This window comes from Fibrobacter sp. UWH6 (assembly GCF_900142465.1).
Taxonomy (GTDB): Bacteria; Fibrobacterota; Fibrobacteria; order Fibrobacterales; family Fibrobacteraceae; genus Fibrobacter.
Genome location: NZ_FRAX01000022.1, coordinates 1 through 13058, shown reverse-complemented (window position 1 = coordinate 13058; position 13058 = coordinate 1). Strand labels below are relative to the sequence as shown.

Genomic DNA, 13058 nt, shown 5'->3' with positions numbered 1-13058 from the left:
TAAAAAGGGCTTGTGCGAGGGGGAGGCTTCCCCCGCATAAAAATCATATTATATATTTATGGTCCCCAGGTCTCGCGTTGGCAGGCAGTCGGTACTTTCCGTCAAGAAGCGCGCGGGGCTCGGACAGGGCCCATACTTTTGGACCGGTCTTGGGGCCAAAATCTATTATCGTGTCTATCAAGTTTTGTCGAACTTTTAGGAGTTTTAATGGCAAATAAGTGTAAGCGCGGGATTTTGATTAGCAAGACGCCTTATGAAAAGCGTATCGCTATCATGGAAGACGGTGAACTCGTCGAATTGGTAGTGGAAGGCGTTTCTTCTAATCGAGTTCTGGGCAATATTTATAAGGGCGTGGTCCAGAAGGTGCTTCCGGCACTGAAGGCTGCGTTCATTGACATCGGCCTGGAGAAGGCCGGCTTCCTCCATCAGGAAGACGCCGTCGATCGCAACGAACTGCTTCGTCGCGAATACGGTGACGATGATGACGAAGGCGGTTCCTCCAAGGAAGTGCCTATTGATGAAATCCTCCACGAAGGCCAGGAAATCATGGTCCAGGTGGTTAAGGAACCCATCAGCACCAAGGGTGCCCGTCTGACCACCCATCTCAGCTTTGCCGGCCGTTTCCTGGTCTGCATGCCGGGTACCAACTTTATCGGTGTGTCCAAGCGTGAACGTGATCCGGCCAAGCGCCGCGAATTCAAGAAGGTGGTCCGCCGCCTGAAGGGTCGCGATGTGGGCTATATCGTACGTACCAACGGCTTGAACGAATCCGAATTCGAAATCAACAAGCAGATGCGTGAACTGGAAAGCAAGTGGGAACAGACGAAGTACAACTTCGAAAACCAGCCTGCCGAAACCTGCATCTACGAAGAATCTGATTCCATCGAACAGACCGTCCGCGAATACTTTGGCGATAACACCGACTACGTGTATATCGACAACCGCGACGAATACTTCGCCCTCCGCGACTACCTGAAGGTTCTGTCTCCGGACAAGCTGGACAAGGTGAAGCTGTGGAGCAGCAACGAAAGCCTGTTCGAATACTTCAAGATCGAAAACGACTATGCACGCTCTCTCCAGCGCCAGGTCCCGCTGCCCCGCGGTGGCAACCTGGTCATCGAGCAGACCGAAGCACTGGTGTCCATCGACGTGAATACCGGTCCCAAGGTCCACGGCAAGGACCAGGGTAAGATTATCCTGGAAACCAACATCGATGCTTGCCACGAAATTGCAAAGCAGCTCCGTCTCCGCGACGTGGGCGGCCTGATCATTATCGACTTCATCGATATGGAAACCGAAGCCGACAATGAGACCGTCTACCAGGAATTCCGCAAGGCAATCCGTCGCGACAAGGCTCCCATCACCCCCGCCCCCATTAGCCAGTTCGGCCTGATGGAAGTGACCCGTAAGCGCGTCCGCGTGAACCTGATGACCGAAAAGACTCAGGTATGCCCGGTCTGCTGCGGTGGTGGCCGTATCGCTACCCTGGAAAGCACTCTCGGCATGATTGACCGTTGGATGGCTCGCGCCAAGGCCAAGGGCAAGCTCCGCGAAGTGACCCTGGTGGTCAGCCCCTTCGTTATCGACGTGATGTGCAAGGACCTGAACCGCATGTACAACTATCTGGAGTACAAGCACGGCATGAAGATCAACCTGGTGGAAGACGAACATGCCCACATCAACCAGTTCTGGATGTACGACAAGAACAACGAAGATATTACAGACCTGTACAACTTCGCTTAATTTGTCTAAAACAATCTAACGAAATAGAAAGGGCCTCGGATTCATCCGAGGTCCTTTTTAACGTACCCGCCAGGAGCCTGTTTTGTCGGAACCCTCGCGGTAAACAACACCCATTTGCTGCAATTTAGACATTTCCCGTTCTACAGTTCTCGACGAAACTTTCAACTTCTTGGCAATCTGCTCAACAGTCAGCGTTTTTTCTCGCAAATAATCCAAAATTTTGTTCTGTCGGATAGAAAGTTCCACACTTGCGGCATCATCACCCTTTTCTTTAAGGGATTCTGCAATGTTTTTAAGCAAATCCAGGATTCCCTGCAAAAGGAACTCCACAAAGGGGCCCGCCTCGCCTGCCTTTATGGCCTTCACAAAGGCAAAATAGTAGCGACGCTGCTGATCTTCGTCCCAATGTTCCCGGGACAGGTTCGAAAGAACGGGACTCAGCTTCTTCAGGAGCAACGATTGCCAGAGCAATCCCATGCGGCCATTGCCATCCTTGAAGGGGCGGATGTAATCCAGGGCGTAATGGAAAATGCAGGCCCTGATCAGCAGGTGGTCCTCGCTTTTCTGGAGCCACTGGAAAAGTTCCTGCATCATGTAAGGCACTTCGCTTGCAGGGGGCGCCAGGTGGATACACATCTTGCCGTTGAAAACGCAGCCGTTCCCCGTCCTGAAAGATCCCCCGTCAGGCTGGTTCGCCCCCGCCAAGTCGGCATGGGCCCGCAAAAAATCCGACAGCGAAAACACGTCGTAATCCCCCTGAAAGGGTTCATCGCAGAGGTCTCTACCGACGCCGCAGTCAAAGCCGCGATGCCCCTGACGGCCTTCCAGCCAGGCCTCGCATCGGGTCGCCAAAACGGAAATCTCGATAGCCAGATTCACAATCTCCATGCTCAACTTTAAGGACGGACGATACATAATTTACCCCGACATATACATAGACAAATACAACGTCATATAGACCGACAGGAATAATATACATCACTTGATATTGCTAGTCAAGAGGGGAATGAGCGGTGAGGCATGAGATATGAGGGATGAGATACGAAAAAGAAAAACCCGCGTTGTCGCAGAAGGACATCGCGGATTTTTCAAAAATCAAGATACTGGTTTCAGATATGAGACTTCGCTATTCGCTCATATCTTGTATCTGATATCTAAACTAGACCTGTGCCAGAGCCTGTTCCAAGTCGGCGATGATATCGTTCACGTTTTCGATACCCACGCTGAAGCGGATCAGGTCAGGTGCAACGCCTGCTTCGATGAGCTGTTCATCGGAAAGCTGACGGTGGGTGTGGCTTGCGGGGTGCAGCACGCAGCTACGGGCGTCGGCCACATGGGTCACGATGCAGATCAGCTTCAGGGCATCCATGAACTGGATGGACTTGTCGCGGCCACCCTTGATACCGAAGGTGAGCACGCCGCAGGGCAGGCCGCCCTTGAACTGCTTCTGGGCCAGGGCGTAGGAAGCATTGTCTTCGAGGCCGGCGTAATCCACCCAAGCGACCTTCGGATGGTTCTTCAGGTACTTGGCGCAGGCCAGAGCGTTTTCGCAGTGACGGGGCATACGGAGGAACAGAGTTTCCAGGCCCACATTCAGGAGGAAAGCATTCTGGGGAGACTGGATGGAACCCAGGTCGCGCATGAGCTGCACGGTAGCCTTGGTGATGTAGCAGAGCTTGCCGAAGGACTTGGTGTAAGTCAGGCCGTGGTAAGACGGATCCGGTTCGGTGAGGCCCTTGAACTTGTCGTGCTGGGCTTCCCAGTCGAAGTTACCGCTGTCAACCACAACACCACCCACAGCCATGGCATGACCGTCCATGTACTTGGTGGTAGAGTGGGTCACGATGTCTGCGCCGAATTCGAAGGGGCGGCAGAGAATCGGGGTGGGGAAAGTGTTGTCGATGATCAGAGGCACGCCGTGCTTGTGAGCCAAGTTGGCGAAGCGCTGCAGGTCAAGAATCTTGCCGGCGGGGTTAGCCACAGTTTCACCGAAGACGCACTTGGTGTTGGGGCGGAAAGCCTTCTCGATTTCTTCGTCGGAAGCGTCCTGGTCGATGAAGGTGCATTCGATGCCCAGCTTCTTCATGGTAACGCTGAAGAGGTTGCTGGTACCGCCGTAGATTGCGGAAGTAGAAATGAAGTGGTCACCGGCTTCGCAGATGTTGAACACGGCGTAGAAGTTTGCAGCCTGACCGGAAGAGGTGAGCATGGCACCTACGCCACCTTCCAGCTGAGCGATCTTGCTTGCAACAGCGTCGTTGGTGGGGTTCTGGAGACGGGTGTAGAAGTAGCCGGATTCCTTCAGGTCGAACAAGTCAGCCATCTGGGCGGAAGTGTCGTACTTGAAAGTGGTGCTCTGGTAGATGGGGAGCACGCGGGGTTCGCCCTTCTTGGGGGTCCAACCGGCCTGAACACACAATGTTTCGAGATTTGCCATATTTTCCTCTTTATGTTAAATGCACTAATCGCTTCGGCCACCTGCCGTGCAATCTGATGCACGCGGGGTTAAACCGCAGATTGATGCTCCAAATATAGCTAGTTCCTATAGCCAACACAATATAAACACCCGCCATATAAAACAATCCTGCAAGATCTTCCCCCCTGCTATAAGGTTTTAATTATAAGCAGCAATAAATAAAAACTATAACATTCAACATTCTCTTTTAAATTTGCGTTTCCCGTATGCTTATCAAACCAAAAACAGAATTTCTATCTTTGAAGTCATGATTTGGCACCTACTCGCAATCGTCACCATGATTTTCTGGGGCACCAGCTTCGTCAGCACCAAGGTTCTGATCGAGCACGGCTTTTCCCCCATCCAGATTTTCTTTATACGATTTGCGACAACCTACCTGATGCTTTTGATCGCCAACCACAAGAAGTTCTTTTCCGACTGCTGGAAAGATGAGCTCAAATTTTTATTGGGAGGTTTTACCGGCTGCACCACTTACTTCTGGGCAGAAAACACCGCACTGTCGCTTTCACCAAGCAGCAACGTGTCGCTGATCGTGTGTACCAACCCCCTGATGATCATGATCGTTGGCGGCCTGCTCTACAAGGCGGAGCGTCTGAACCGGCGCCAGATTTTTGGAAGTATCGTCACCTTCCTGGGTGCCGCGCTGGTGGTTCTGAACGGGAAATTCATCCTGAAGCTTTCACCTGTCGGCGACCTGTTGGCATTCGGTGCCGCCGTGTCCTGGGTATTCTACGCCTTCAGCACCCAGAAGACCCGCGAAAAGTACAGCACCAGTTTCGCCATTCGAAAGATTTTCTTTTACGGGGTACTTACGTCCCTGCCGCTGATGATTCTTGACTGCATAGGAATCCCGGGTTCAACCCTATTCGGGCAAACTCACAACATCCCATGGGAGGCGTTCCGGGAACCCGTGGTCATCGGAAACTTTTTATGTCTCTGCATTTTCAGCAACCTGTTCGGCTACCTGATATGGAACAAGGTGATGATGAAACTGGGGACGGTTCTCGCCAGCAACTACATTTTCGCCATTCCCCTCATTACCATGATCACGGCGGTCATTACCATCGGGGAATACATTTCTCCCGTGGCAATCGCAGGGGCGGTCGCCATTATAACTGGGATGATTTTAGCGGAATATAAACGCTAACCTTCCAGGAACTTCTTGAGAGCGGGAATCAAGCGCTCGCCATCCCGCAGGCCCATCTTGTAAAGTTCCTTCAGCTTTTCGGTATCCTTTTCGATACGGCTGATCTGGAACGGTTCGCTGGGGCGGAACACAAAGGACTTGCCTTCACCTTCCCACTGCTTTAAGGTGGCCAGCGCCTGGTTGTAGCGGATATGGCGAGTAGCAGCCGCGGCAACGAACTTCGGATACTTGCGGTACATCAGCTTGAACAGCGGGATCATGGAATTGGGCTTCTTGACATAACCTTCCTGTTGAGTCAAGATGACCACCTGCTTCTTGAAACCCTTGCTATCCATGAACTGGAAGGGGATGCTGTCGGCAATGCCGCCATCCAGAAGTTTTTTACCGCGGAGTTCCACAATCTTACTGACCAGCGGCAAGGATGCCGAAGCGCGAACACATTCAAGACCGTCGCCCTTGTCCACATCCTGGGTCAGAAGGTATTCGCCTTCGCCCGTTTCCAGGTTCGTGCAGACAGAATAAAAATCGGAAATATGGGCATTCTCTTCGAACTTGGCATAGTCAAAGATGTCAATCTCGCGGGGAATGGTAACGTAGCAGAACTCTCTCGGGAAAAAGTCTTCGCCCTTCAACAGATACTTGAAACCGCTATACCGCGGATCCTTGGAATGGACCGTATCGATGCGCATATTGCGTTCGCGCTGTTCCGACAGAAAACTGCAGATATGGGTGGCGCCGGCAGAGGTTCCTGCATAACCGCCAAACTTAATCCCGTGATCCAACAGAATATCCAACACGCCGCCAGAATAGGCGCCACGCATGCCGCCACCTTCAAGAACCAGAGCTACATCCTTAAACATTGCCATATAATCGTTCCTTCAGTATGTTAAAACACCAAGTTGCTTTCCAGCCAGGCATAATCCTTGGGATGGTCTACGAACTTTTCGGGATTCAGCTTATGCTTCGCAAAAAATTCTTCGCGGGTCATCCATACAAAATCGTCCACTTCGCCAGGCTGGGGAACAAGGCTAGCGGCCTCTTCATCAGACAGGACAATCTTGTAGGTGTCGTAATATTCATTGTCCAGATAGGAGCCACCGTTCAGCACGCTCTCATGTCCAGACTCGAAAAGGTACTCCAGTTCTTCGGCGGTTTTCGTAACGCCCAACTCTTCCCGCAATTCACGGACAGCGGCATTACAGCTACTATCGCCCGCAGAAATATGGCCTGCGCAACTGGTATCCAGAAGCCCCGGATTGTTTTCCTTTACAGCGGCGCGCAGCTGAAACAGAATACGGCCGCTCTTGTCAAAAGCCCAGATATGCACCGTTCTGTGCCAAAGGCCCTTCTCGTGTACTTCAGTACGGCCACGGGAATAGCCAGCGAAAGTTCCATCCGGATTCAACACATCAATCTGTTCTTCAGTCATTTTATTACCTCATCATGCCCGATGATCCTTGGCAAAATCCGTAAGGACTTTCAAGAAGTTACGATATTCGGCCATCAGCGCGTCATGATGCATCTGCACATAGTCAAAATGCCCATCCTTGCAGGCAAATTCCATGGCCTTGGCACGGCTCGAAAATTCCACTGCGCCAATAGTCAAGGAAGTACTCTTCAGGGAGTGAACGCAAATTCTATAGGATTCGAAATCGCCATCCTTCAAGGACGCATTCAATTCAGATTCCTTATTGGTCTTCACAAATTCGGTCAGCATTTCGCGATAGAACGTTTCATCATTCATGCAATAGCCTAGACCGATTTCTACATCCACAAAACCCGTTGCAGAAAGATCCACCAGATCCTTGGAAATATTCAAAGCCTTTCCATATCTTGGAGACTTTTCTTCCGGCTGAGTTTTTTCCTTATTTGCAAGAGGCACAGAAACTACAGGAGTCTGATACAGGTCATCCAACGACTTGGGTTCCGCAACAGGCTTAGGCTGGTCAACCATCACGAGAAGGTCAGACGGCAGATAGTCCAGCAAGACACCCAGCAAATCCGCTTCGCGAATCGGCTTTGACAGATAATCAGAGAATCCCGCCTGCAAATACAGATCGCGGGCATGCTTATCGGCATTGGCGGTCAGCATGATTACAGGCGTACTCTCGTTCGGATGTCCAGAAAGGGTATGCATCAGCGAAACCGTTTCCATACCATCCATTACAGGCATCATATGGTCAAGGAATATGACATCGTAATGTTTGCGCTTGATTTTTTCCAGAGCTTCCATTCCGTTGAGTGCAGTATCGATCTGCACCTGCGTATCCTTCAAGAGGCCACTCATCACACGAAGATTCATGGGAACGTCATCAACCACCAGGATATTGGCGTGAGGAGCCCTAAAGCGGTTACGGGAAATATCAACCGTCACTGCCTTGTTGCAACGTTCATTAAAATCACCAATAGGTTCGCTACGCTTCACAATCTGCGGAATCGCCACGATAAACGTAGAACCCTTTCCATATTCACTTTCCACCTGGATGTCGCCACCCATCAAGTCAACAAGACGCTTAGTCAGATTCAAGCCAAGGCCCGTTCCTTCGATATTGCGGTTACGCTTTTCTTCTAGGCGCTGGAACGTCGCAAACAACTTGTCGACATCCTCATTGCGAATTCCAATACCAGTATCCTGAACGGCAATCACCAAATTGATGGTACGGAGATCCGGAGAACCCAACTGCGAACCCATATTGTTCCGTTCGTAAGACACTCTCAAGATTACGCTTCCACTGGGAGTATACTTGACCGCATTCGACAACAGGTTATTGATAATCTGACGCACACGGACTTCATCACCCATCAAGCCCGATGGCATGGACTTATCCACTTCTACACGAAGATCCAACGACTTTTCGTTGGCGCGCATAGACACCATGTTACGGCATTCATTGAGCACAGAGAACAAGTCATATTCAACAGGAACGATTTCCATGCGGCCCGATTCAATTTTGGAAATATCCAGGATGTCGTTAATAATCGAAAGCAGCGTATGGCCCGCACTCTGAATATTTAGGGCATATTCCTTCAAGGTCGGATCCTTGCATTCCTTCAGCAACATTGTATCCATACCCAGAATTCCGTTAATCGGAGTACGAATTTCATGGCTCATGTTAGCCAGGAACTGACTCTTGGCCAGGCTTGCCTTTTCTGCCAGGACCTTCGCTTCTCTCAAGGTCACATTTTCTTCCGCCTTACGTTCCGACACAAATATGAAGCCAAAGCCGATAAGGAACAAGAGCAGCAAAATTCCGAAAACCCAGAAAATCAGGAGGGTAATATCTTCAACACCCTTTGCGGCAACCGATTCGGGAACCATGCCAACAAGAGAAAGACCAGGTTGCTTCAAGTCCGCCATAAAGAAGAAGTAACCCTTTCCGCCCACATCTTCGCGTACGGCTGCGGCAATAGAAACATTCAGAAGTTTTTTCAGCTGAACGCGAATGGGATCAAAGTTTCCGTTCTGCCAAATCGGATTTTCAGAAAGCGGGTTATTGGCCGAACCCACAATCACCTGATCATCGGCATTACGAATCGAAGAATAGCATTCCCCATCATAACAGCGATTGTCGAAATAGCGAAGAACTTCAGACTCGCTATAGATTTTATAAAGGACATAACGAACGTTTCTACCATGGTATATGGGAACGCTAAAAAGGAAGCCCTTGCCCTCGCTATAGCTGACAGCCTCATTCCCTCGAAATGACTGGGCGATGCTTGAAAAATCGGCAGGCGAAACCGTTACTGACGTATCACCCACAATAAGCTTTCCCTTTAGATTCAACACTCCATAGGAAATCCCATTTTCCTTTCGGTAGCTTTCCAGGATTACGGACATTCTTGAACTATCCTTTTCCATTTCCCTAGAAATTCCCGACAGGAATTCAAGCTGGACGCTCACCCGTTCATCCACGAGTTCAGCCATGATGGCAGCCTGCTTTGATACCTGGCTTGAAACATATCCATAAAAAAGGCTATCCAGTCTAAAACGCAGCAAACCGGCCACAAGACACAGGACAGAGGCAAACGCCACCATCCAAAGGATCATCCTCAATCGAATACTAGTCTTCATAAATGACCACCCCCTTCACAAACCAATCCATACTATCACGTAAAATTTGATCGCTGACAATTTCATCCTTGGCACAACGCCTTTTCTTCTTATTGTCATAAATCGGACCGGAAAAAACATCCATCCCACTTTTCATCTGGAGAACAGTCTCGTTCAAGACGTTCTTGACAGAATCACTTACGAGAGAAGAATAAAAAGACAACCCTACTGCATCAGTTTCTATGCCAATCCAATAATTAGACAGACTTTGCTTTTTCTGAAAGTAATCCTGGATGATGGACTTGTAGACAATTTCCCAATTCGTCGAGACAGATGTCAGCACATTAGGCGAATAGGAAGAAGAGTCCAAATTATAACCGATGGACATCACGCCCATCACTTCGGCTTCCTTCAGAACCCAATCCTGATTTTGATGATATGCCACCAGGTCAACGCCTGCACCATTCACCAGACGATTCACATTATCCTTTTCAATATCCTCATCATCCCAGGCACCTGTCCACGAAACAAAAATCTTTGCTTCGGGATTTACCTTGGCAACGCCCAGCGCAAAGGCATTTATTCCACGATTCACTTCATTATTATTCATGGCTGCCACATAGCCAATCTTGTTGTTCTTCGTAGACAGGCCGGCAACAATTCCGGAAAGGAACCTGGCCTGATAAACTCTCGCAAAATAAACCTTGTAATTTTCTTCATCCGACATGGACAGGTAAGAGAAGAACATCACCTTGGGATATTTACGTATAGTTGACAGGACTTCCTGCGGATAATTGTAGCTGCCAAGAATAACCATCTTTGCGCCAGCCTCAACAAGGCTATCAATTGCAGCTGCACAAAGTCCCGAGTTCTCACGAGCATTTTCAACCAGCAAAACTTTTACGCCCAAATTTTCGGCGGCTTCCGCAATACCCTTGTAATGAATGCCGTTCCAGCCCAATTCATTCACGCGGCCGGGCATAATGACTCCTATCACTGATTCAGGAGTCTCCTTTTCGCTACCAAAAGACAAAATCGACGAAATAATGACCGTTGTCAGGATGATGCAGACAAGGGGAATTGTCCATAACAATTTATTCATTCACCACCCCTTTCACATACCAGTCAAAATGTTCAAGCATATCCACATCGGTCATGCTTTCACCATCATTTACGCGAACATCTCCATGGTTATCTTCAATGGGGCCATAAAAGACATCGTAGGCGCCAGATTTCAAACGTTCGAATTCTACGTCAACGATTTTCCTTGCGGAATCCGGAACAAGAGCCGTCATTGGAGCCAGGCCAATAATATCGCTATCAACACCAAGCCAGGCATGATCGCCAACAAACTTGTCCTGCAAGATAGCCATGATCTTGGGAGAGTAATAATTCTCCCAGCGCCATACCGGGGCTGTCATAAACGTTCTCGGGAAACGGTTTCCATTATCCAGGTTATATCCAATCATCCGAATATTCCGATGCTCTGCAATATCGTAAGGGCTCAGGGCATCCACATGGACCGTCAACACGTCTATATTATGCTTATTAATCAAGTCATTAGTCGCATCCGCAGCCAAGGCAGAGTCTTCCCAGGAACGACTCCAACCCACAAAAACCTTCGCTTCGGGGTTCACTTTGGCGACTCCCAGCGCAAAGGCGTTTATTCCACGATTCACTTCAGAAATATCAAATGCAGCCACATAACCAATTTCGTTCGTCTTCGTAGTAAGACCTGCCACGATTCCCGACAAATAACGCATCTGGTAAATTCGTCCAAAGAAAGTAGATACGTTAGATTTATAATCGATACCTGACGCATGTATAAATTTGACTTCAGGATATTTCTCGGCCATCCGCATTACAGTTTTTCCAAACCCGAAGGAATTGGCCACAACAATACGAGCTCCTTTTTTTATGGCAGATTCCATAATGCGTTCCGTCAGGGAATCCTCGGACACATTCTCATAATAGAGCACTTCCAGATTAAGCCTGTCAGCAACTTTCTCCATGGCCTCATAATGAGATTCGCTCCAGCTGTGATCATTTCGCGAGCCGTTCATGATTACGGCCACCTTCGTACGATGGAGAGTCACATTGGTCTCAACTTTCTTATCCTGCATCATCAAAATGCCGATGGCAATGATCATCAGGATACTTCCAAATACAAAGCCTACCATTCTCATTTTGCGTTCAATCCTTCACGAATCTTTCGAAGAACATTGGCATATGAAGCAATCAGTTCAACATGCCTCTTACGCACATAGTCAATCTTACCTTCCTTGCAAGCCATCTCGATCGACTTGGCATCTCGTGACAATTCCTCGGCACCAATTGTGCGGGCAGTACCTCCAAGGGCATGAACCAGAATCTGATAATTCATCCATTCACCAGAATCGTATGCACGTTCCAATTCCTTCCGCTTGTCATCCAGCAGGAATTCAGAAAGCATTTCCCTAAAGAATTCCTCGTCATTAATGCAGTTTTCCAGTCCAAGTTTAACATCCAGGACATCTTCAAAAACAGACAGGCGCTCATTGGGACTTTGAGGAGTAACCATATCCAATTCCAGGTCGCCAACAAGTTCACGCTTTTTCTTCTTTTCAGATTCGCTAGAAGCCACCTGATAGAATCCGTTCACCTTGTCATAAGTGGCCAGTAGAGCCGACGTTTCTTCTTCCAGGTTCTTAGCGGACATCTCTTCATAGGGAGACATATTCAAGTCTTCTCGGGTAAGAACCAAATGCTTGGGCAAATACCACTTCAAGGCACGAAGCAAATCTTCTTCCATAAGCGGCTTAGGAATATAATCGGCAATGCCCACACTCAAATAGGATTCCTTATCTACAGGAACAGGGCCTGCAATCATAATGACCACAGGAGTGTCCTTGCACAAGTTGACAGAGAGGCGCTTCATCCTTTCAAAGGTTTCTCGGCCGTCCATCATAGGCATCATATTGTCAAGCAAAATCAGATCATAATGTCTTACCTGGACCATATCCAGACACTGAGACCCATTTAATGCCGTATCGATTTGAACGCGGGTTTCCTTCAGCAAACCACGAATCACCTTCAGATTCAATTCTGCATCGTCGACCGCCAATATGCGGGCAGCAGGAGCAAACAACATTTCTGAGCCCAGCGATTCCTTTTCAGAACCGTTCTTATAGCGAGTCGCAAAATCGCCCATAGGTTCAACATTCAACACGAGCTGCGGAATCGAAACCATATATGTAGCGCCCTCACCAAAACGGCTCTTCACGATAATTTCGCCACCACACATGGAAATCAGTTTTTTTGTCAGGCTAAGACTAAATCGAGTTCCGGCAGGTTTCGGTTCATTCATCATCTGGAACAATCCGAGAATGGAATCCGTATTTTCGTCGCGGATTCCCACGCCCGAATCCTTTACCGTAATTTTCAGATTGATGCATTCATCCAGACGTTGTTCACCCTGATTGGGAATCACATCATAACTGATAATCAGACGAACTTCACCTAATTCCGTATACAAGATGGCATTGGTCAGAAGGTTCACAATAATCTGGCGATTTCTAATCGCTAACGCATAATGTTGAACTTTTTCAAAAGATACTCATTTGGTGTTAGGTAGTCAAGCCTTTTTCTTGGTCTATTGTTCA

At 48.8% G+C, this 13058-nt stretch carries 10 protein-coding genes; 2 read left to right on the top strand and 8 right to left on the bottom strand.

Annotated elements, in window-relative coordinates; genetic code table 11:
• Positions 1 to 207 precede the first annotated feature (207 nt).
• Positions 208 to 1743 carry an Rne/Rng family ribonuclease gene (locus BUB73_RS14555; protein WP_073161176.1) on the top strand — a complete coding sequence of 512 codons (1536 nt, stop codon included), beginning with the start codon at positions 208 to 210 and terminating at the stop codon, positions 1741 to 1743.
• Between the two features lie 57 nt (positions 1744 to 1800).
• Here BUB73_RS14555 and BUB73_RS14550 read toward each other — a convergent pair whose 3' ends face one another.
• Entirely contained in the window at positions 1801 to 2631 is an 831-nt protein-coding gene (locus tag BUB73_RS14550) for a Fic family protein (protein ID WP_073286996.1), read from the bottom strand.
• Between the two features lie 271 nt (positions 2632 to 2902).
• Positions 2903 to 4180, bottom strand: coding sequence for an O-acetylhomoserine aminocarboxypropyltransferase/cysteine synthase family protein (locus BUB73_RS14545; protein ID WP_073161178.1), 1278 nt, complete (start codon positions 4178 to 4180; stop codon positions 2903 to 2905).
• Positions 4181 to 4466: 286 nt separating this feature from the next.
• On the opposite strand from BUB73_RS14545, the gene BUB73_RS14540 reads away from it, so the two are divergent.
• Positions 4467 to 5366: a DMT family transporter gene (locus BUB73_RS14540; protein ID WP_083538273.1), complete on the top strand. Its 900-nt coding sequence runs from the start codon at positions 4467 to 4469 to the stop codon at positions 5364 to 5366.
• On the opposite strand, the gene BUB73_RS14535 is transcribed toward BUB73_RS14540, so the two are convergent.
• The 6 genes from BUB73_RS14535 to BUB73_RS14510 are packed head-to-tail and all read right to left on the bottom strand — an operon-like array spanning position 5363 to position 12961.
• Positions 5363 to 6232 carry a patatin-like phospholipase family protein gene (locus BUB73_RS14535; protein ID WP_249269400.1) on the bottom strand — a complete coding sequence of 290 codons (870 nt, stop codon included), beginning with the start codon at positions 6230 to 6232 and terminating at the stop codon, positions 5363 to 5365. The two genes, BUB73_RS14540 and BUB73_RS14535, sit on opposite strands and share 4 nt — an antisense overlap.
• 20 nt (positions 6233 to 6252) lie before the next feature.
• Complete coding sequence (locus BUB73_RS14530) at positions 6253 to 6795, bottom strand: NUDIX hydrolase (RefSeq protein ID WP_073286993.1); 543 nt, start codon at positions 6793 to 6795, stop codon at positions 6253 to 6255.
• A 12-nt stretch (positions 6796 to 6807) separates the two neighbouring features.
• The gene (locus BUB73_RS14525) at positions 6808 to 9438 is read right to left on the bottom strand and encodes an ATP-binding protein (protein ID WP_083538267.1); all 2631 of its coding nucleotides are present in this window, start codon (positions 9436 to 9438) and stop codon (positions 6808 to 6810) included.
• Positions 9428 to 10519: a BMP family ABC transporter substrate-binding protein gene (locus BUB73_RS14520; protein WP_073286990.1), complete on the bottom strand. Its 1092-nt coding sequence runs from the start codon at positions 10517 to 10519 to the stop codon at positions 9428 to 9430. Before BUB73_RS14520 ends, BUB73_RS14525 begins: the two co-directional genes overlap by 11 nt.
• On the bottom strand, positions 10512 to 11597 hold the full coding sequence (locus tag BUB73_RS14515; RefSeq protein ID WP_073286987.1) for a BMP family ABC transporter substrate-binding protein: 1086 nt from the start codon (positions 11595 to 11597) through the stop codon (positions 10512 to 10514). Before BUB73_RS14515 ends, BUB73_RS14520 begins: the two co-directional genes overlap by 8 nt.
• A 2-nt stretch (positions 11598 to 11599) precedes the next feature.
• Complete coding sequence (locus tag BUB73_RS14510; protein ID WP_256374943.1) at positions 11600 to 12961, bottom strand: response regulator; 1362 nt, start codon at positions 12959 to 12961, stop codon at positions 11600 to 11602.
• Positions 12962 to 13058: the final 97 nt, after the last annotated feature.

Coding starts and splice junctions, on each gene's coding strand:
- BUB73_RS14555 (WP_073161176.1), top strand. CDS start 208: ATGGCAAATAAGTGTAAGCGCGGGATTTTGATTAGCAAGACGCCTTAT.
- BUB73_RS14550 (WP_073286996.1), bottom strand. CDS start 2,631: ATGGAGATTGTGAATCTGGCTATCGAGATTTCCGTTTTGGCGACCCGA.
- BUB73_RS14545 (WP_073161178.1), bottom strand. CDS start 4,180: ATGGCAAATCTCGAAACATTGTGTGTTCAGGCCGGTTGGACCCCCAAG.
- BUB73_RS14540 (WP_083538273.1), top strand. CDS start 4,467: ATGATTTGGCACCTACTCGCAATCGTCACCATGATTTTCTGGGGCACC.
- BUB73_RS14535 (WP_249269400.1), bottom strand. CDS start 6,232: ATGGCAATGTTTAAGGATGTAGCTCTGGTTCTTGAAGGTGGCGGCATG.
- BUB73_RS14530 (WP_073286993.1), bottom strand. CDS start 6,795: ATGACTGAAGAACAGATTGATGTGTTGAATCCGGATGGAACTTTCGCT.
- BUB73_RS14525 (WP_083538267.1), bottom strand. CDS start 9,438: ATGAAGACTAGTATTCGATTGAGGATGATCCTTTGGATGGTGGCGTTT.
- BUB73_RS14520 (WP_073286990.1), bottom strand. CDS start 10,519: ATGAATAAATTGTTATGGACAATTCCCCTTGTCTGCATCATCCTGACA.
- BUB73_RS14515 (WP_073286987.1), bottom strand. CDS start 11,597: ATGGTAGGCTTTGTATTTGGAAGTATCCTGATGATCATTGCCATCGGC.